The organism is Paenibacillus sp. 598K, assembly GCF_003851045.1.
Classification (GTDB): domain Bacteria; phylum Bacillota; class Bacilli; order Paenibacillales; family Paenibacillaceae; genus Paenibacillus_D.
Genome location: NZ_BFBX01000005.1, coordinates 28,542 through 48,872 on the forward strand (window position 1 = coordinate 28,542; position 20,331 = coordinate 48,872).

Consider the following 20,331-nt stretch of genomic DNA (forward strand, 5'->3'; position numbering starts at 1 on the left):
GCGGAGGAGAACAGAGCATTGAGCCCATCAGAAGTGTGGATACCTGTCGTGTTTTATTGGCTGCCAATGCTTATTTTCTTCTATATGGGATTGGATGTGTTGCTGCGCAATCCAAAAAAGCTGGAGCATATTTTGGTCAGCTTGACGATTTTGTGCTATTTCCTGTTATTCCTTGAAGAATACATCCGCTATATGCTGCCGATCGAGTACAGTCCGGCGCTTGCGGCGCTATGGTTTGCCAATGTCGGTATCGCCATCCCGGGGCTAGGCTTTCATCTGCTTGCCAAGCTGATCGGGCTGGACAAGCGGCTGCCGCGTCCATGGTATCCTTACATTTTTCATGTGCTGCTGCTGGCGATCCCGGCAAGCTTCCTTAGTCGCGGCGAGCTGATCTCGGCGCAGGAGTTCGTCGCGGTCGGCGTCTGGAAGTGGCCAGTGGCCAACGCGGCCTATTACGGCACGCTTACGGCAAGCCTGTCGCTGAGCCTGATCTCGATCGTGCTGCTACGCATCGCCCGCAAGCGCAACAATCGATATGCTCTCAAGGAGCATAACGGGATTTTCACTCTACTGGAGTATGGCAGCATCATTACGTTTAGTTGGGTCGTGCTCTTCGGTTATTTCCAGCTGGGCGAGTTCGTGCCGCCGTATCCATACCTGTATGCGGGATTGATCTGGTGTTTCGTGTTGCGTCTGGCGATGCAGCGATACGAGTTTCTTAATTATAATGGTCACCGTTATGAGAAGCTGTTCCAGATGAATCCGCAGCCGATCCTGCTGGTCGCCTCGACAGGTAAGATCAAGGAAGCCAATCCGAGCGCCCGGCAGTTGTTCTACCAAGTGGATCTAGTCTCCGCGACACTTCACACGCTGGGCGGCGAGGCGTTGCATTACCAACTGCTGCAGCGGAAGGACATCCACGAGCAGGAGATGACGCTGCGCAATGGCGACCGCTCCATCGAGGCGCTCGTCAGCGGAGATTATGTAACCGTTAACGATGAACCGCATGCGATCCTGATCGTCCATGATATTGGCGCGCGCAATGAATCGCTGCGACGAATCGCGCACATGGCGTATCACGATCCGCTGACAGACCTGCCGAACCGCAGACAGTTCTACGACAAGCTGAATCATGCTATCGAGACGGCTGACGATCGCGAGCTAGCTGTCATGGTCATCGACCTCGACGACTTCAAGCGGGTCAACGACCGTTACGGTCATGAAGCGGGAGATCTCGTGCTGCGGCGCGTGGCGGCTATCCTACGGGAGACGGTGGGCGAGGCGGGCACGGCGGCGCGCATCGGCGGCGATGAGTTCGTGCTCTTCTTCGTCCGGGCTCAGGGATGTCCTGAGGCCGAGGCTGTGATCGAACGGATCGAAGGCGCTGCGACATCTACGGTGCTGGAGTATGGCGGCGAGCGCCTGCAGATCCGCATGAGCATCGGCATGAGCCGCTACCCTGCCGACGGCGCGACCCCAGACGAGCTGCTCAAGCATGCCGACCATACGATGTATACCTTCAAGCAAGGCCGCAAGCGCGACGCTGCCGTGGCGGAGGAGCAGGAGCGGGCTTGAGGCGGGAGTGTCATCGCGACAAATCGCACAAAATGTCCCGCATGCGGCGCCGTAGCCGGGAGATGTGCGAAATATCGCACAAAATGTGCCACATACGGCGCCGTGGCCGGGAGATGTGCGAAATATCGCACAAAATGTCCCGCATGCGGCGTCTTGGCCGGGAGATGTGCGAAATATCGCACAAAATGCCCCGCATGCGGCGTCTTGGCCGGGAGATGTGCGAAATATCGCATAAAATGTCTCGCGTGCGGCGCCGTAGCCGGGAGATGTGCGAAATATCGCACAAAATGTGCCACATGCGGCGCCGTGGCCGGGAGATGTGCGAAATATCGCACAAAATGTCCCGCATGCGGCGCTTTGGCGGAGAGATGTGCGAAATATCGCATAAAATGTCTCGCGTGCGGCGTCTTGGCCGGGAGATGCGCGAAATATCGCACAAAATGCCCCGCATGCCGTTCATGCGATAGGCCATAGCGCGACAAAGGAGCTGCCCTCAGTCATCCAACGATGACTAAGTGAGCAGCTCCTTTTCCATTTTAGCAACGGATATATATAGCAATGTGTCAGAGGTTGCGCACCAGTCGCCCACCAGCCGTCACCGGGCCTTCTTGCCGCGCTATACCGCAGCTTGCCGCCACCGCGCCTTGTTCCGTGCTATACCGCAGCTTCCCGCCACCGGGCCCGCTAACCTACACCGCCGCTTGCCGCCACCGCGCCTCGTTTCCGCGCTACATCGCAGCTTCCTGCCACCGTGCCGATTCCGCGCGACACCACCGCGCACCCTTCCGCGCTACGCCGCCGCAGCTCCTCACCTCGCTTAACGCTTCGTCAGCGAGAAAGGCAGCTCCTCGGCGCTGTAGCTCCGGTAAGTCGGAGCCAGACCGAGGCGGAAGTCAAGCGAGCGTCCAGCCATCAGGTCCTCATGCGTTACATACAGCTTGGTATAAGTCTCGCCGTCCTGCGCCACATGGCTGACGAAGTTCGACTGCGAGTTGTTGTTGTCGGTCGTGATGCGCAGCTGATTGCCATTTGCCAGCTCGATCGTGACGCTGTCCAGCAACGGGATGCCCAGCACATACTGATCGGTGCCCGGGCAGACCGGATAGAAGCCCATCGCGCTAAACACGTACCAGCCTGCCATACTGCCGTTGTCCTCGTCGCCGGGGAAGCCGTCGAAGCCGCTGTTGAACAGATGTGTCATGATCTGCTTGATGACGACCTGCGACGACGCCGGCTGCCCGACATAGTTGAACAGATACGGGAGGTGGAAGCTTGGCTGATTGGAGATCGCCACCTGGCCAAAGTCGACCGCCGCCATCTCGCTCATCTCGTGGATCTCGAAGCCGTAGCCTCGCACATCGAAGTCCGGCGCCTTGTTGCACAGCTCGGTTAGCTTCTCGAAGAAACGCTCATCCGAGCCGTACGCCTCGATCAAGCCCTGGAAGTCATGGTAGACGGCAAAGCCGTTCTGCCAGGCGCTGCCCTCCGCATAGTCGAGTCCCCAAGCGGTGTCGTCGAAGTTCGGGCGGAACTCACCGTCCTTATCCTTGGCCCGCATGAAGCCGAGCTCGGCGTCGAAGATGTTGCGGTAATTGCGCGAGCTCTGCCGGTACTGCTCGGCCAGCTCCGGTTTGTCCTGCTGCTCCGCCACCTGACTGATGCAGAAGTCGCTGTACGCGTAGTCCAGTGTATGGTTGACGCTCTCGTGATGATCGAGCGGCACATAGCCGTGCGCGAGATAGTCTGTGGTGCCTTGACGACCGTAGCCTTGGACCTCGCTCTGCGTAGTTGCGGCCTTGATCATCGCCTCCAGCAGCTCCGGCATCAGATGCGGTGCGATCCCTTTGACGGCAGCATCGGCGATGACGGCATCGATCAGTGTCCCCGGCATGATGCCACGCTCGTCGGGAGAGAGCCATTTCGGCAGGAAGCCCGTCTCGCGGTAAGAGTTGAGGAAGCCCTCCAGCATCTCTGCATACTCGTCCGGCGCGATCAGCGAGTAGAGCGGGTAGACGGTCTTGTACGTGTCCCAGAAGCCGTTGCTCGTATAGAGGATGCCCGGCTTGACGGCCTTGGCCGTCGTGTCGTAGTGGATCGGCGAGTTGTGCTCGTCCAGCTCATAGAACTTCTGCGGGAACAGGAACATCCGATACAGACACGTGTAAAAGGTCCGCAGTTGCTCCTCATCGCGGTGCGTCACCTGGATCTTGTTCAGGTAATGATTCCAACGCTCGGCCGCTTGCACCTTCAGCTCCTCGAAGGTTGGCGTCAACTCGCGACTATAGTTCAGCCGGGCTTGCTCGAAGCTGATATAGGAGGTTGCCAGCTTGGCTTGGAGCGTCCCTCGCTCGCAGCCAACGAAGCGGATGACCAGATGCTGATTGTCCCCCTCCAGCTCAGTGGCTGTCGTGAAGTTGCCTTTGTCGTCATAGACGCCGGATGCGGCGGCATCGATCTCGCGGTCGAAGGTGAGTACGGCGTAGATGCCGAATTTGTCGTCGCGGCAGCCGGCGAAGTTGTTGAAGAAGCCGCTAAGTGTGCGATTCTCAACGTCCAGCGTCAGCTTGCTTTTCTGCTTGCTATTGATGACCAGACCTGCCTGCTGAGCGGAATTGTAGCGGATCTGCAGCGCCGCGCCGTAGCAGGTTGGCGTCAGCTCGGAGACGATGTTGTACCGCTGCTGTTTGACCCGCACGTAGTGCGGCTTGAACACCGCTTCCTCCGGCCGATAGGAGCTCTGGCAGGTGAATACGATGCCTCGCACCTTGGTATCGGCGATTGGGGTCATCAGGAAGGTGGCGAAGTCGCCCATCCACGGACTCGGCTGATGCGTCAGACGGAAGCCCTGGAATATCCGGTCATTCGGGTTGAAAAACCAGTTGCCCTCGTTTTCGGTCTGAACGGCAAAGTGGTTCATGCCAAACGGCACAGCTGTGTAAGGCAACGTATTGCCGTTGGAGTACGTGTACTTGTTGTTGGTTCCTTGACGGGTATCGATGTAATGCAGCATGGGATGCGCTCCTTTTGGATAGTTTTCAATACAAAGCAACTTATAATGTACGGACCGAACCGCGTTCGACGAGCTTCACGGGGACGACGGCGGCGGGCTGGGTCAGATGCGGGTTGCGAATCTGTCGCAGCAGCGTCTCTGCGGCCAGGTAGCCGATCCGGGCGAAGTCCTGCGCCATCGTCGTCAGCCCAGGTGCGATATACTCGGCCAACTGGATGTCGTCGAAGCCGATGACCGACAGATCATCCGGTACGCTCAGACCGATCGACTGGGCGGCGCGAATGCACTCGATCGCAGTCAGGTCATTGGTCGCGACGATGGCCGTGATCCCCTGCTCCTGCAGCAGCCGGATCGCGCGGACGAAGAGTAGTGCTTCCTCGCCCTCGGCCACCCGGTCCGCCTCATTGAGTCGGAACAGCTCGATCGCCTCAAGGCTTGGCACCGCATGCTCGTGCATCGCCTTCAGATAACCCCAGTAACGCTCGCGCTCCGTATAAAAGCTGGCGGGCTCGTTGGTGGACAAGAAGGCGATCCGGCGATGGCCGCGCGCGATCAGATGGGCAGTCGCCTCGTATGCGCCGCCCAGATTATCGGATACGACGGCAGGGAAGGGGAGACCTTCCAGCTGCTTGTCCAGGAGGACCACCGGGTATCGCCGCAGCGCATACTGATAGAGCAGATCGAGATCGGCGTTGCTTACCGGATAGAAGATCAGACCCTGATGCTTGCCGAGCAGCGCGTGCTCCAGCAGTCGGCGCTGGCTCGCAGGAGAGCTCGCCTGGATATGGAGCGTGTGCCCGGACGCGTCGAGACGTTCCTGGATGCCTTGTCCATAGTCGCCGAGACCAGGATTATGGCTGAATGGCAGCATCAGCAGCACCTCGTTGCCGATTCCTCCGGAGCCTGCGCCAGCGCTTGGACCCGTCCCGTCAGATGCAGCTCGCAGCTCACGCTCGCTGACGAAGCTGCCTTTGCCGCGGATGCGGTAGATCAGTCCTTCGTTTTCCAGCTCGCTTAGCGCGCGCTTCGACGTGATCCGGCTGACGCCGAATTGCTGCGACAGCTCGGCCTCCGTCGGCACCTGATCGCCGCTTTTCAGCTCGCCGGAGGCGATCTGCTTTCTTAGCGCTTGGACGATTTGTTGATACAGCGGGAGCTCTGTCATATGGATAACACCTCACACCAAAGAATATATCATATCTGTATTTGGTATATCAAATAAAAGATGACTGGCTGGATTTCTGTGACTCGTTGCTTGGAGGCTGCGATAAAGGGAGGAGCGATTAGCTAGTCATGGAGTGGAAAGTCAAGCAGCAGAAGCAGCATCAGTAGCATCAGCAGCAGAAGAAGAAGAGAGGATTATTGCGTATCGGATGAGTATTGAGGTGATTGCGAGGTGGAACGAATGTAAAAACAGGACTGCCGGAGAAGTTCCGGCAGTCCTGGTGGCTCGTTGGTTAGTCTAACGGTCACATTTGCAGCTTGGAAGCAAAAATGGCGTGCTTTCGATTTTTAACGGACAAATGTGCGCCTTAGAGAGCAAAAGTGAAGGTGGATCGACGGGTTTGGGCGGCTAAGCGACAATTATGACCGTTACCTGAGAAGAGTGGCGGAAGCAGCCTGTAACGGGTAAATATGTCCGTTAGAAGTAGCGTGGAGCATCGCCATCTCTGGTCCGTGGTAATCGCCGCCCTAAGCGCCAACTGAGCAGCGACGTCCCGATCCGGCTCGGCCCATCCGAGCGCCCGCCCTCCGCGTCCAGCTCTCTACAGCGTCACCGTCTCGCCGCCCTGATCGGCGGAGCGGACCTCGGCCTCGATGATCTCCAGCGAGCCGACGGCGCTCTCCGGGGTGCAGATCGCGACCGGCGTGCCGGCGCTCACCGAGGAGAGGAAGTACTTGATCTGACGGTAGTAGCCCATATCCGGCGACAGCTCGGCGGTATAGCCGGGCTCATCGTTCGGATGCACCTTGACGACGCCTTGCTCGAAGACGAGATTGCCGCGCTCGAAGTTAACCCGATACGACATCGAGAAGCCAAAGTCGCCCTCCAGCGTCCAGTCGGCCTGGGCGTTGATCGCCTTGCCGTCCGGATAGATGTAGTTAGTGGAGACGGCATCGTAAGCGCTGCCCGGGATGACGTTGCGAGCAATCGAGGACACCTTGGCCGGCTTGCCGAACAGCCAGTGGATCATGTCGGTGTCATGGATGTGCATGTCGAGCATGCAGCCGCCGCTCTTGCTGCCGTCGAGGAACCAGCCCTTCGGCGCGCCTGAGCCGCGGAAGAAATAACCCGCCGTTGCTTCGCCAAAGGTTTTGTCCTCGACATAGGACTTGAGCAGCTCATAGGCTGGCCAGAAGCGCAGGCATTGGCCGATCATCAGCGTCTTGCCGGTCCGCTCGGCTGTCTCGACCATACGTCGGCCGTCGGCTGCGTTGCCGGCGACCGGCTTCTCGCAGAGCACATGATAGCCGCGCTCGAGCAGCGAGCAGGTCAGGTCGGCATGGAGATACGTAGGCAGCGTGATGTCCACGACATCGAGCTCCTCTGCGGCCAGCATCGTCTCGATGTCGTCATAGAGACGGTATGTGCTCAGATCGTACACCTCTTGGCCGGTGTCGATATTACCTGACGCCTTGCCTTCCTTGAGCTCGTCGATGAGCTTGTCGCAGATGGCGACGAGCTCGACCGGCTCGCCTTCCTTCATCAGTCGTACATAGTTGTCGAAGTGCATCCGGCCCATAAAGCCGAATCCGATCAAGCCTACCTTAAGCATGAGAGAGCCTCCCTTAGTCTGTAAGTAATGGAATGAGTGAGCAAGTGACGGAGCGCCGCCGATCCCGCATCCGCGAGCCTACCCGACGCGCAGGTCCGGCCGAAGCCCGCATCTACGACGCTACTCGGCGCGCCGTGTCCGTCCGAGGATCGCATCCATAGCGCTCGACGTGTTGTAGATAATCTGCTCGCTATGATGCGTGTACGGCGGGATCATCTCAGCTGTGACATAGCTGTCGTAGCCGATGCCACGCAGCGCGGTCATGACGGCGGGGTAGTCGACATCGCCGGCCAGCAGATCGACGAAGCCGTGCAGTCCGCCGGCCTGGCGACGATAATCCTTGAAGTGCACCCGCTTGATCCGCTCGCCGAGGATACGGATCCACTGCTCGGGATAGCCGTTGTGCAGCGTGTTGCCGACATCGAAGTACGAGCCGACATACGGCGATTGGTGTGCGTCGAGGAAGTTGCGCATCTCCAGCGGCGTCAGCAGGAATTTGTTCCATACATTCTCGATGGCGATCGAGACGCCGGCCTTCTCCGCGTAGGGCACGAGCGAGCCGATCGCTTCCAACGCGCGGTCATAAGCGACCTCGTAATCGACCACCTCGCTGCCCGGGATGAAGTCGACGCCGACGGCGCCGGGGATGACCAGGATGGCATCGACGCCAAGCGCGGCTGCTGCTTCCAGCTGCTTTTTGCACACATCGACAGCTTTGGTCCGCTTCGCCGCGTCCTCGCTCGTCATTGCATAATCCCAGTACAGACCGGTCGCCAGCCCTGCCAGCTCCAGCTGCGCATCCTCCAGACGCGCCTTGATGTCGGCCAGCTCCTTATCGGACGATTGCAGACTGAGCTCGCCGGTTTCGTTCAGTGACAGCTCAATGCCGTCAAAGCCGGCTTTTTTGGCCGTTGCGATCGCAGATGCGATCGTTGTTCCTTCTCCGAATGACCAGATATTGATTCCTTTTTTCATGCGAGGAAGCCTCCTTTTCCGCTATGCGGAGGGGTTATTTTGACCATATCCGTGACTTGTGTCGATTTGGTGAATGGGGTAATATAGCTATAATTGTAGAGGATAATGGCGTAGATTGATTTAGCGGGATAAGAGAATAGTTGGACGAATCCGTGATGGCGGGAGTTGGTGAGGATGAGCGAGCGCGAGACAGTCTATCCGCTTCGCCGCCCGGCCCAGCAACGCGAGTGGCGACCAAGCATCCATTATGCGCAGATTCAACGGATGCCGACAGGCGTGCTGGAGCGGCGGCGGTTGTATGATTTCGAGCTGCTGTATGTCAGTCAGGGAGAGGCGGCGACGACGATCTACGGGGAGCGGCACCCTTTGGAGGCCGGGCAGCTGATCTTTTTGCCCTCGGGCGTTTATCATCAGAATGAAGCGATATCGGCGCCGTATACGAAGTTTATGGGCATTCATTTTGATTTTTTTGATGAGCTGGACATACAGACGGAGGCGGATATGGTCGTGCGGGAGGAGGAGGTGCAGCCGGAGAAGTTCGCGCGGGAGCCGTGGACCGAGGGGCTGCCGTTATTCTCCAGTATAACCGTCGTTACGCCGCCTCTGCCTTGCGTGCAGCTGATGGAGCAACTGGTCGAGGAGTTCACGATGCGCTCGCCCGGCTATGAGGTGGCTTGTCAGGGGCTGATGCAGCAGATCCTCATCCAGTTGCTGCGGATGGCGATGACCGAGCAGCTGCAGCGGACCTCGGAGCATAGCGCGCGGCTCATGGAGCTGATGGCGCAGATCGAGGCGAGGCCGGAGGGCGGTTGGACAGGGGAGGTGCTGGCGCAGAGGCTGGATCTGAGCAGGGATCATGCGGCCAAGCTGTTCCGGCAGGCGGCCGGCGCGCCGCTGACGGTATATGTGCAGCAGGTACGCCATCGCGAGGCGCGCAAGCTGCTGCGGGAGTCGGACTGGCCGATCGAGCGGATCGGCGAGGCGGTAGGCTATCAGGATATCCATTACTTCAGCCGACTGTTCCGCCGGCTCGAGGGCATCTCGCCGCGCGAATACCGCAAGCTGTCGCGGATACTGTAGCAGCCCATGGCAGTGTCGGGCACTTGTGAAGGTGAAGAAGCTTGGCTCAACACAATAAGCCGCCACCAGCGCGATAAGCAGGTGGCGGCTTATTGCCGCGCAGAGCAAGAAAAAGCAGCTTTTCTCTATTCGGAAGGATGAAGCTTGGCAGTGCGCGCTATCTGTGCCTGCGACTGTTCTCCAGCACAAGCTCCAATCAGCTCAGCTTCGACCAGTCTCCGGCTTGCGGCAGATAGCGTTCCATGATGCGGCGATGCTCTGCCAGCACAGCGGCGAGAGTCCCCGCGCTCAGGCTTCCTGCACCCGGGATCGAGGTGCGGAACCGCAGCTCTCCGTCCTCGGCGTCGAGCTCGAATGCGCCGCCGGGTCCGTCATAATTCAGATTCATCAGCTGCACGGCGACCGCTGCATGCGCGCTCGTCGGCACGAGCTCGGGGAAGACGGAGTAGACGCTGCACCAGTCGCTCTCGCTTATATGGATCAGCATCCGCCAGCTCCCGATCTCGGTACGGATATCGAGCCGCACGACGTCCGAGGCGAACACCTCGTAGCGCAGGTTCAACTGTTGCAGCAGCCGCTCTAGCAGCATAGTCTGCGCCCCGCTGTAGCTGGCGACTCCCGATGTCTCGTCTCTTGCATCGTCCGGCTTCCGATGACCTGTGTGATCCTCAGGTTGCGCCGCGGCTTTCTCCGACTGGAGCCAGGCCGTCTGCAAGCCATGGCGGACGACGCCTTCGCTAGCCAAGGCGTCCGGCAATGGGATCTGCTGCATCAGCTCCAGCGCCAGCCAGCACTCCGACTGGCGGAGGAAGGTGTGCTCCGTCGCTCCCGGGAGCAGGGCCGCGAGGATGGTCTGGCTGTCTCCGCCGCTGCTGGCGATGCGCCGGGCATAGCTCTGGCGTAGCCTGGCGCGGATGACGACAGGCTCATCCAGATCGAAGCTCGGCTCGGCATTCACCAGATCGGTGAACAGGTGGAACCGCTCGTCGGCGATCCATGCTTCGACCAGGTGTCCCTCAGCCTCAAAGGTAATCTCGCACCGGACGGCGGTTCTGTGATCAGCCGCCTCCCAGACTAGCCGGGTCAGCTCTACCGGCAATGCTTCGCCCTCGAGCGACAAGAAGCTTAAGGGATAGCGGGTTCGGATTGCATTAGCGTCTTCGCGTGCGGGCATTCGCAACCTCTCCTCTCCGATGTTCTCTCATTGCAAGCCACTGTTGGCTTTCGATCACCCCAACATCAGCCTGATCCGCCTATTGGCGTATTATACCTGTTTCGTACCTGTTTCGTACCATACCGTTTGGGCGCTTCTCCGTAATGCAGTGCGGGTGCATCGACATTAGGCGGACTTTGCACATGTGGAGCGTGTGCGGTTGGTAGGGCGTATTGTTACTAGTAGTTGTCCTGGACTGCGCAAGATGTCAGCATCCGCTCAAAGCATTCGATGTGTAGAGAGTCAAGTCGGCGCCAGTCGCTGTTGTAGCGGAGGGACAGAAACGTAGCAGGCATAGGAACATAGGTAACCTTATTTGGTGTAAAAACGGGGATTTCGCCGATTTTAGGAACCTCAGTATCGTTATTTTGGCTTAATGAGGTCAAAACGGGCAGTTGGAGGGGAAATAACGATACTTATGTTCCTCTGGCCCCGCAATTAGACGGTTTTGAGCGAAATAGCGATACTCATGTTCCCAACGCTCGCGGTTGTAGCGGAAACGATGCGTCGAATCGCCAGAGTAGGGGAGGAGCCGCAGCGCTGGACCCACCGCTTCCGTACCCCCATCGCCCGCGCACCCGTCAGCCATGCGACGGCTCTCGTCAGCGTGGCGCGGCGCCCCGCGAAGCCGCAGTTCGCACCCACGGTGCCAGAGCGCCCCCTAGGCGTCCGCGCACCCGTCAGCCGTGCGACGGCTCTCGTCAGCGTGGCGCAGCGCCCCGCGAAGCCGCAGTCCGCGCCCACGGTGCCAGAGCGCCCCCATCGTCCGGCGCACCCGTCAGCCGTGCGACGGCTCTCGTCAGCATGGCGCAGCGCCCCGCGGAGCCGTAGACCGCGCCCACAATGCCAGAGCGCCCCCTGTGCGTCCGCTAGGTCAACGCCTTAGGCGCACGGCCGCTGCGCGCTACATGCTTGCGCTCCGTGGTGTCAGATCGACTAGGTCTTCTCGATGCCGACGAGCCCGCCCTTGAGGCCGTAAGCGCCGTTTTCCTTGCTGAGGGCCAGCTTGCCGAGGCGCTTCGATTTCTCGATGGCGAGCGTCATGATGCCCGCTTCGATCTCAAGCCCCTTCGTCTGGCCGATCTCCAGCGACACCTCCCATTTGCTGAACTTGCCAGCGTCGTCCTTCTCTGCGCTAATATTGAGGGAGAAGTCCATCGTGCTGCTCAACGCAATCTTGTTGGACAGCTCGTCTGCGTCCAGCTCCTCGCTCGTGAACCAGCTGCGCATCTGCTCCTGGATCTCGTCCTGATCCTGCAACTGCGAGGCGAAGCTCTCGCCCCAGGCGTCGAACTCCGGCACCAGGAAGAGCGTATCCGTCCCGATATCCGCAGCGGTGCCGGCATAGCTGGCGCCTTTTTTGTCCTTCATCGTATTCTGGACCGCGCCGACAGAGTTTTTCACAAGGCCGGAGATCGGCGCGACCAGCTTGGCCAGCGTCTTCGCCCATTCCGTCGTTTCCTCGCCGTACTGGAAGGGGAGGCCGGCCTCGACGGCGATCTCGACCTCCTTGAGCGTGCCGTCCATCCAGGCGAGCTCCAGCGCGATCCCGAAGTCGACGCCGGTGCCGGCGATCTCCAGCGACAGCGCGCTCTCGAACTCGAGGGTGCGGCGTTTGGAGCCGGAGAGCAAGGCGGTCGCCTTCTCGGCCAGCTTGGCCAGATCGGTCGAGTCGCCGAATGACCCGGCTTTATCCGTCACAGCGTCCTTGTCGTAGCGATTGAGCCGCTTGTGGCCGAGCGCCGCCTCCGCTTCGAACACACCCGCATTAACCTCGGCGGCGACTTGGCTGGTCAAGCCGACGTCGACGTGATTGTCCTCGTTGCTCATCTCCTGTTGCTCGATCATCGCCGCCCACAGCTCGGCCTCCTCGAGCTTGCTCTTACCGGACTTGCCGCCATGGCCCCACAGCGAGTCGGCCGCTCCTGCGGAGAACTTGCGCATCTGTCGATACATCCCGTACGACATCAGGTTGACGGCGCTGTGCGAGTTGCTGCCCTGCGCTGCGAGGAAAAATCCGACCGACGCGTTCACGTCGAGACCAAAGCCGCCGAAGCCGCCGCCGATGCTCACTTGCGATTCCAGCGACAGCTCGCCTTCCTCCTTTTCCGCCTCCGCGCCGAGCGAGATCAGGAAGTACGCGCCCGCCTGGATCGGAATCTTCAGCTCGAACTCGAGCGAGGCCGAATCGCCAGCCGCAGGCACGGCCAGATCGATGATTTTGGCGACCTTGGCGAAGCCTTTGTTGAGCGAGTCTTCCTCGATCACATATTTGATCGCCTTGCCGGCGATATCGTCGGCCGTCACCTGCTGGCCGACCTGGGTGATCAGCTCGGAGCGCTTGATCAGATCCGGTCCGGCGCCCGTTTCCTTGTCGCCCTTCGTCACCTTGCGCGCTTCCGATTCGGCTTTTGGCATGATGATTTTGTAGAGCTCGGCCGCCTTGGCCTGCGCCCCGGTTTTGGAGGCTTTGGCGATCTTGTCTCCGGCGTCGGCATGACTTCTCGCTACGCTGTAGGCTGACGTCTGCGCCGCTTCCTTAAGCTGCTTGGTCGTCGGCTCCTGCGGCAGCAGCTGCGTGAGGATGCTGTCCGCGTGCGTGCCCATCACTTTGTCGACCGAGCTCTTGGAGGTGCTATGCGATTCAGCCTTGGCCAGCATGCCATAGTATTGCTTTCCTACGTTGCTCTTGCCGCTGGTGAGGCTGTTGCTGTCCAGTTGATTGTCGATGTCGGTCCGGGCCTGCGTGCGTCCGGCTTCCTTGAGACTGTCGCGGAAGGCGTTGAGCTCGTCCGACCTGCGGAAGGCGCTGCGCCCGACGCCAAGCTTGAGCAGCACGACCTGACGGATCGGGTCGGCCAGACTGGCTTTATAGACCTGATCGATGACCGTGGCGTCGAACAGACTGTTCTCCAGTCGGCTTCGCTTGCCCGCTTCATCTGTTCCCAGCGTCTTGATATCGACATGGACGGAGAGGGCGCCGAGATCGTTTTGCATATCCTGCAGGATCGATTGCTTGCCGGCAGTCAGCGTCGCCTCGCCGATCTGCCGGGCTTCGCCGACCGTTTGCTTTTCGGCGCTTTTATCCGCTTCCTTGAGCTGCTTGCTCAGCTCGACGCCGGGCTTTGGAGCGACCATGGCGAAGCCTTCCTTGGCTTTGGTTTGCAGCTTTTCCTTTTGCGTATCGCCGAGCCTGGGAGTTGCGGTGCTCCCCGCATATTTTTTGAGCGTTTCGCCGAGTACATTTTGCGAGTCGACGAGTTGCTCCGCATACGACTTGGCATCCTTTTTTTGCTGGTCAGTGACGCTGCCTGTATTCTCCACTTGCTGTTGGACGGCACTAATGGCCGCTTGTCGCAAGCTGTTGCGTAACGCCGCCGTCTGCTTGTCCTTGGCTAGGAAAGTCGTCAGCTCGGTGGCTGTCGTACTTTGGAGCCCGGTGAAATACTTGTCGGCGAGCCGATTGGCGGTCGCATCCTTCTGCAGGTCAAGCTCGCCTTGCCGGATCTCCTCCTTGGACGGACCGCTCGGAGGCGGCGATCCGCTTCCGCTGGACTGCTGGCTGCGCGCGAGGTTGCGATTGCCGAGCGAGCGCTGCAGCGTGTTGCGCAGATCAAGAGGGGTGGGAGATTGCGTGCCCTGAACGGGCGGCGATGTCGGGGTCTGCGTTGCAGTCTGCTGGGGAGCTTGCGTTTGGGTCTGCGTTTGCGCGGCAGTCTGTCGGTCTTGATCGGAGGGTTTCTTTTTGCCGGTAAAGAGGGACGGGAAGGGAGCCATGCACTGTCCTCCTTAAAGAGAGTATCGAATGTTAGAATCTGATCTGATTATACATGACGCTTTCTTCCCTGTGTGACATTTTTTTGCGTGTGTCGCAATCGTTCGACATTTTTTTTATACATTTTGCAGGTAAAAGGGAGGAAGGTGTAGAAATAAACAAAATTCCAGTATTTGAATCGGAACAGAGTGAAAGCAGCGGCGGGTCGAGGGCTGCAACGGGGAGGGCGAGGAATGGCACGTAAATATGGCAAGCTGCCTCCGCTTGACTCGCATCCCGAGAAGCTGGACGAGGAGAAGACGCGACGTCCGGCGGCCAACCGCGAAGCGCCGCCGCTGGAGGAAGGGTCTCAGACGCTGCAGCGATCGGTCGGCAACTCGGCGATCCGTCGGCTCGCCCGGACGGTAGCTGTCTCCGGCTCCGGCCCGCTGCTGCCCCGCGAGCCCAAGTATGCGCGATATGCCCGCTGGCTGCTGGCGCATGTAGAGGCGGACGGACGCCAGGAGCTGCTGCGCCGCTTTTACGCGCTGACGATGCCGCAGAAGCGGGCCGCCCTGGTCAATACAGTCGGCCGTCCGGCGCTGCAGAGCGAGCAGTACACGCTGGATCTGGACGACTTCGACCGCCAGGTAACCGCTGTCAAGCATGTACAGCTGCGACATGGCGAGTCGGAGAAGGAAGCGGACGAAAGCGAGCGGGGAGCGTTCCAGACGAAGGCAAGCCTCACCCCGGCCGGTCTGCTGCACCCGTACCGCGAACTCCTGTTGTGGCTCAACTACAAGGCCGTCAAGCAGGGCCAGGCCGCGCTGATGCTGCGGTTTGGCCGGCTGTCCGTCCCCCGCAAGCAGCTCGCGTTGCATCGGATGATGCGATTCCGCAGTATCACTGTCGATGCCTTCACCCGTCAGATGACGCTGCCGGTACTCGAGCGCGAGTGGGTCGACTGGGAGACGGTACGCGCGTCGATGGCGATGGCGGAGCGCGTGAAGGCCGAGGGCGGCCGGAGCGAGGCTGAAACTGGCGGAGAGCGCACAGACGGCGGAGATACAGCAGCCGACGAGCTGCTGGAGGGACTAGACGCCGGAGGACTGCCGACTGCGCTGCTATCGCTACTGGGGCTTGCGGACTCGGACGCCGGGACTGTAGGGATGGACGATCGCAAGGGCGCTCGCGCCTCGGAGGAGCCTGCGACGGGTCAGGCTCAGGAGCGCCAGCCGTCGCCCGGAGCATCCAGGTCGGAGGCGATCAAGCCAGACGCAGGCGGGGTGGCGCTGCTCGCCGGCAGGACCGCGGACTACTGGACGAGGCTGCTGCTAGGCGGCAAGGGCGCGCAGCCGCTCGCCGCCATCGCCGAGCGCTGTCGCAGCGGCGGCTTGGACAGGGAGGCAGTCGTCGACCGCTATCTCAACCTCGCGACCGCTCCTCCGGCAGGGCGGCGCAAGCAGCGCGACAAGCGGTTGCAGGCGTCGGGCTTCCGGACGGCGGCGGATTGCTTCGCCTTCCTCATCAGGGGCTTCGCCGCCTTCCTGATCCGGGGAGCGAAGGAGGGCAAGGACAAGAGCTGCCGTCAGGCGCTCAAGCAATGGGACATCCCGGATGGCGCCGACGAGACGAAGGCGCAGGCGGCGATACTTGCAAGGCTCGGCTAGCGGATCGGCTAGGCGTGAATCTAGAGGCAGGATGGAGCGGCAGCGTGGCAGCACAATTACAGGCTTTTTTTAATCTCAGATACGAAGACCGCCGCAAAATCCTCGTCATGGGCCTTGTGTTCCTGCTGGCAGGCATCTCGGAGATGGTCAACTATACCGCTTATATGGGCATCTTCAACAGCAGGGTAGGCACGCAGTATTTGCCGATCATGTACATGATCGAGGCGCTTTTGCTGCCGCTCGAGGGCTGGGCGCTCGCCTATCTGTCGCAGCGCATCCCCAAGAAGCGCCTGATGATTACGCTCTACCTGTCCTTCGTCTCGATCGGTCTGATCGGCGGAGCGCTGCTGCTCCTCTTCCGCTGGACCGGCGCGGAGTGGACGTTCTTCTATTTCTTGCTGTTCCTGGGCTCCAGCTTTGTCGTCCGGCAGCAGACGCTGCTCATGTGGGCCACCGCCTTTGATCTGTGCCCGACCCAGCAGGCGAAGCGGGTCATGCCCGTCTTCGTGCTGCTGGCGATCATCGGCGGCATCGTCGCCGGCGTGCTCTCCCGGTTGCTGGCGCCGCTGCTCGGCGCAGAGCTGCTGTACCTGCTCGGGGCGATTATCCTGTTGCTCGGCTTCCCTAACTTCCGCAGCGCGCTTCGCCAGTATTTGCTGCCCTCGGATATCGCGGACGAGGAGGGGGGAGAGGAGCTGGGCGCGGTCGGCCGTTCGATGAAGCTGATGCTGAGATCGCCCTTCCTGCTGGTCGTGCTCGGAGTGATGACCTTGATGCCGGCTGTGTATTATGTGATGGAATATCAATACTTTACAGCCGCTCAGGCCGTGTTCCTCACGGAGGAGGAGTTGACAGCGTTCTATGGGCTGATGGTCATTGTGCTGTTTTGCGGCGCATTCGTCCTGCAGCTGTTCTCCGCGAGGCTGATGGCCTGGCTGGGCGCCAGCAACATGGTGCTCGGCATGACGGTCGTATTTCTCCTCTGCTTTGCGCTGGCGGCCCCGCTGGTGGGCTCATCCGGAGCGCTGTTCGCCGTATCGTTTGGCTATTGCCTCACCTATCTCCTTCTTTATTATTTCGCAGAACCAAGCTTTCAGCTGTTTTTCAAAATGTATCCCCAGCAGCAGCGGGACGGGCTGCGATTCACCGCCCAGAGCGTGTCGGCCTCGGCCGGCATCCTGCTCGGCTCCGGCGTCTCCCTGCTGCACTCCCGATTGGGCTGGAGTCTACCGGCCCAGGCGACGGTCGGACTGGCGATGGCAGCGCTGCTCGTCGCGCTAGCCTGGTCAATCCGCCGACTGTATATGCAGCAGCTGTTGCATTACCTGCACGCGGCCGGAGGTTCGCTCAAGAACCGGTATCAGGACTTCGTCGAGTCGCTGCGCAGTCAGGATGCGAAGCGGGCGCTGATCGCCCGACTGGAGCAATCTGAGCCGCCGATCCAACGGATCACGCTGGAATGGCTGGCCGAAGCGCCGGACGCGGCCGCCTCAGAGGCGCTGCTGCGGTTCGCCGGGCGCCATCAGGGCGACGTATTGGCCATGGCGCTGACAGCGATCCATGCCGACGGCTGGCGCGAGATGGCGGCAGGCCGCGTCCGCGAGTGGGTGCAGGATGCGAGCGAGACGGTGCGGGCAGTCGCAGCGCGTCAGGCGATCGCCTCCGGGCGTCCGGACCGCGCGGAGTGGCTGCAGCTCGCATATCGCGATCCGGCGCTGCCGGTGCGACTGGAGGCGCTGCGCGTCTGGGAGAGCCAGGAGGAGGTGGAGCGGGAGCTGCGCGAGCTGCTGCAGCAAGGCGGCGAAGCGGCGCTCGCAGCTTGCCGGATGATCGGCGAGCGACGGCTCGCCTCGATGCTCTACGATGTCATGCTATGCATGCTGGAGCCTGCGATGGCGCTCAAGTACGAGGCAGTGCGGACGATCGGCCGGATCGGCGACAGCGACATCGTCACCAGTCTGATGGACATGCTCGTCGGCGCGGATCGCGAGATGAGCCGGATCATCGAGGAGGCGCTGCAGGAGGCGGGTGAGGTAACGGGCCTGACGCGCTTCCTTGACTCGCCCAATGAAGACATCTGGCGCGCCGCCGTCTTGACGGTCAATGCGATCGGCGCCGATCGGGAGATCGCCGAGCTGGTCGTCCCGGCCTGTATCCGCAAGCTGATGGAGCTGTGCGCGGGCAACCGTATACTCGAGCTGATCGAGGAGGCGGGCCAGCCGGCGTGGACGGAGCTGGCGCGGCAGCGGCGCAACGAGGTGAACCGGATGCTGCTCGACACGATCTGGACCGTCATGGTCCGCTACGGCGACGAGCGCTCGATCCCGCAGCTGCGGCGCGCGATCGAGGAGGGCGCCGAGGAGGCGCGCGACCACGGGCTGGAGATCCTCTCCGAGGGGATGGATCACCCCCGCCTGGCGGGTGCGCTGCTCCTCTACTATCAGAGCATTCAGCACGGCGCCGCCAAGCGGACGGAGACGCACGCAGCGATCGAGAGCAGTCCCGAGCTTGCGGCGACGATGCCGACAGATCCATGGCTGCAGGCGATTCTCGTCAAGGCGAGCGCCAGGGAAGGAGAGGCGGAGTTGGCACAGACCTGGGAATATTTGAGCGCGCTCGACAAAATCGTATTTCTGAAGCAAGTCCCGTTGTTCCACGAAATCTCGGTCGAGGAGCTCGGGCGCATCGCAAGCATCGCCGAGGAGCAGTCGTACGCGGAGGGCGAGTACCTGCTGCGTCAGGGCGAGCGCAGCAGCTCGCTCGTCATGATCGTCGACGGCGAGGTCGAGATGAGCGGGGTGGGCGATGCCGGCGTAGAGGGCAGCCTGGCGAGACTGGGGCCGAAGATGACGTTTGGCGAGGCGGGACTGTTCGATGACCAGCCCTCGGCGGTCTCGGCGCAGGCGGTCCTGGGCGAGGTGCGGGTGCTGGCGATCGCGGGCGAGGAAGCGGCCAAGCTGGTGCGGCTCTATCCCGATATCGGCGTTGGTCTGCTCCGCTCCGTCAGCCAGCGCCTGCGCAGTCTGGAGCGGATGCTGCTGAAGCTGAGCTAGAGCTTGTGCAGCCTGTGGGCGCAGGAACAGGCGGGACAAAAAAATATGTGACATAGCTATACTCACGAATGAGGAGTATGCCGATAACCGTAGTGTACTCTCTCTCACGGGATCTCTCTCGCTTCAAAATGTCGAATGATGTCCCGATTTTTACTGTTGAGGGGCCTTTGTCCTACGACTGTCCTGCCCAAAGAACGATCCCGTGACCGTAGGCATAGTTTTGAGGGCAGCCTGATGTATCGGGATCATCTGAATTCGGGAGAGTGAACTTGGAATGACTTATACGCAAGAAGCTTCTCCTTATCAGAATGGGGCGGAGTATCTGTTCGATGAGTGGGTCCGGCTCGATGTCGTGCTGGAGATCGAGATGCAGCGGATGATGCAGGGCGCGCAAGAGCTGGATCAAGATAGCGGCGCATTCCGCGGCATGTATCTGTCCGATGCCGAGGCCAAAGCGCTCCTCGACGAGGACGAGCCGTACCTGCAGCTGACAACGGAGCAGGCCTATCTGCTGGACCAGCTCGAGGCGCGCATCCGGCATAATCTGGCTGCGACCTCCGGGGAGCGGCTGCCGCTGCTGCGTCTGCAGCAGGCGCTCGGGCTGAACGAGCAGGAGATACGGCTGCTGCTGGCAGCGCTTGCGCCCCATGCCAATCGCAAATACATACGATTATACGGATATCTGCAAGACGACATGTCCAGCCAGCATCTGTCGCTCGATCTGGCGCTGCGCATCACCAGCCGCAGTCCGGTAGAGCGAAGGGAACTGCTGAAGCGCTGGACGGATGACCACGGCTCGCTCCGCTCGCTGTTTGCGGATGGATCGGCAGCACATGCCCGCAAGGACGTATCGATGCTGACGGCGCCGCTCACGCTGAGGCCGCGCGTCGTCCACCTCCTGCTGGACCTGCCGTGGCGAGCGCGGGACACGCTCCGCGGACTGGCTCACTACACGCTGGACAGTCATCGCCAGCTGGAGCAGCCGCTCATCCAGACCGAGCTGCGCCGACGTCTGTCGGACTACGCGCGCGAGCGGGCAGCGTACCCCGTGCACTGGAACCTGCACGGTCCCACAGGCAGCGGCAAGACGTTCCAGGCCAGACATCTGTGCGCCGACCTCGGCCTGGGGCTGCTGGAATGGGAGCTCGGTCAGGCTGCGCAGGAGCCGGAGGCGCTGCGCGGCGAGCTGGCGCAGCTGCTGCTCGAGGCGCGGCTGCAGGAGGC

General features: G+C 61.0%; 11 protein-coding genes. 5 read left to right on the forward strand and 6 right to left on the reverse strand.

What is annotated here, in order from left to right; all coding sequences use genetic code 11:
- Positions 1 to 18: 18 nt before the first annotated feature.
- Entirely contained in the window at positions 19 to 1,575 is a 1,557-nt protein-coding gene (locus PA598K_RS02405) for a sensor domain-containing diguanylate cyclase (RefSeq protein ID WP_128655319.1), read from the forward strand.
- Positions 1,576 to 2,392: 817 nt separating this feature from the next.
- On the opposite strand, the gene PA598K_RS02410 is transcribed toward PA598K_RS02405, so the two are convergent.
- The 4 genes from PA598K_RS02410 to PA598K_RS02425 all read right to left on the reverse strand — a co-directional run bounded on the left by PA598K_RS02410 (position 2,393) and on the right by PA598K_RS02425 (position 8,337).
- Positions 2,393 to 4,585 (reverse strand): GH92 family glycosyl hydrolase, encoded by a 2,193-nt coding sequence (locus PA598K_RS02410; RefSeq protein WP_128655320.1) that lies wholly within the window; start codon positions 4,583 to 4,585, stop codon positions 2,393 to 2,395.
- Between the two features lie 40 nt (positions 4,586 to 4,625).
- Positions 4,626 to 5,750 (reverse strand): GntR family transcriptional regulator, encoded by a 1,125-nt coding sequence (locus PA598K_RS02415; protein ID WP_128655321.1) that lies wholly within the window; start codon positions 5,748 to 5,750, stop codon positions 4,626 to 4,628.
- A gap of 601 nt (positions 5,751 to 6,351) precedes the next feature.
- On the reverse strand, positions 6,352 to 7,362 hold the full coding sequence (locus PA598K_RS02420) for a Gfo/Idh/MocA family protein (RefSeq protein ID WP_128655322.1): 1,011 nt from the start codon (positions 7,360 to 7,362) through the stop codon (positions 6,352 to 6,354).
- Positions 7,363 to 7,482: 120 nt separating this feature from the next.
- Positions 7,483 to 8,337, reverse strand: a complete 855-nt coding sequence (locus tag PA598K_RS02425; protein ID WP_128655323.1) for a sugar phosphate isomerase/epimerase family protein — start codon at positions 8,335 to 8,337, stop codon at positions 7,483 to 7,485.
- Between the two features lie 174 nt (positions 8,338 to 8,511).
- Between PA598K_RS02425 and PA598K_RS02430 the strand changes: the two genes are divergently transcribed.
- On the forward strand, positions 8,512 to 9,417 hold the full coding sequence (locus PA598K_RS02430; RefSeq protein ID WP_128655324.1) for an AraC family transcriptional regulator: 906 nt from the start codon (positions 8,512 to 8,514) through the stop codon (positions 9,415 to 9,417).
- 196 nt (positions 9,418 to 9,613) lie between these two features.
- Here PA598K_RS02430 and PA598K_RS02435 read toward each other — a convergent pair whose 3' ends face one another.
- Together PA598K_RS02435 and PA598K_RS02440 are read right to left on the reverse strand one after the other, a co-directional pair.
- Entirely contained in the window at positions 9,614 to 10,591 is a 978-nt protein-coding gene (locus PA598K_RS02435; protein ID WP_128655325.1) for a YbjN domain-containing protein, read from the reverse strand.
- A gap of 975 nt (positions 10,592 to 11,566) precedes the next feature.
- Positions 11,567 to 14,407: a hypothetical protein gene (locus tag PA598K_RS02440; protein ID WP_128655326.1), complete on the reverse strand. Its 2,841-nt coding sequence runs from the start codon at positions 14,405 to 14,407 to the stop codon at positions 11,567 to 11,569.
- Positions 14,408 to 14,638: 231 nt separating this feature from the next.
- Between PA598K_RS02440 and PA598K_RS02445 the strand changes: the two genes are divergently transcribed.
- From PA598K_RS02445 to PA598K_RS02455, 3 genes are all read left to right on the forward strand, one after another.
- Positions 14,639 to 16,054, forward strand: a complete 1,416-nt coding sequence (locus tag PA598K_RS02445; RefSeq protein WP_128655327.1) for a hypothetical protein — start codon at positions 14,639 to 14,641, stop codon at positions 16,052 to 16,054.
- A 44-nt stretch (positions 16,055 to 16,098) separates the two neighbouring features.
- The gene (locus tag PA598K_RS02450; protein WP_185601455.1) at positions 16,099 to 19,107 is read left to right on the forward strand and encodes a cyclic nucleotide-binding domain-containing protein; all 3,009 of its coding nucleotides are present in this window, start codon (positions 16,099 to 16,101) and stop codon (positions 19,105 to 19,107) included.
- A 274-nt stretch (positions 19,108 to 19,381) separates the two neighbouring features.
- Positions 19,382 to 20,331 (forward strand): hypothetical protein (locus PA598K_RS02455; protein ID WP_185601457.1); only part of this gene is annotated, 950 nt, incomplete at its 3' end.

Excerpts from the sequence above, each read along its gene's own strand:
- PA598K_RS02410 (WP_128655320.1), bottom strand. The coding sequence starts at position 4,585 with ATGCTGCATTACATCGATACCCGTCAAGGAACCAACAACAAGTACACG.
- PA598K_RS02415 (WP_128655321.1), bottom strand. The coding sequence starts at position 5,750 with ATGACAGAGCTCCCGCTGTATCAACAAATCGTCCAAGCGCTAAGAAAG.
- PA598K_RS02420 (WP_128655322.1), bottom strand. The coding sequence starts at position 7,362 with ATGCTTAAGGTAGGCTTGATCGGATTCGGCTTTATGGGCCGGATGCAC.
- PA598K_RS02425 (WP_128655323.1), bottom strand. The coding sequence starts at position 8,337 with ATGAAAAAAGGAATCAATATCTGGTCATTCGGAGAAGGAACAACGATC.
- PA598K_RS02430 (WP_128655324.1), top strand. The coding sequence starts at position 8,512 with ATGAGCGAGCGCGAGACAGTCTATCCGCTTCGCCGCCCGGCCCAGCAA.
- PA598K_RS02435 (WP_128655325.1), bottom strand. The coding sequence starts at position 10,591 with ATGCCCGCACGCGAAGACGCTAATGCAATCCGAACCCGCTATCCCTTA.
- PA598K_RS02440 (WP_128655326.1), bottom strand. The coding sequence starts at position 14,407 with ATGGCTCCCTTCCCGTCCCTCTTTACCGGCAAAAAGAAACCCTCCGAT.
- PA598K_RS02445 (WP_128655327.1), top strand. The coding sequence starts at position 14,639 with ATGGCACGTAAATATGGCAAGCTGCCTCCGCTTGACTCGCATCCCGAG.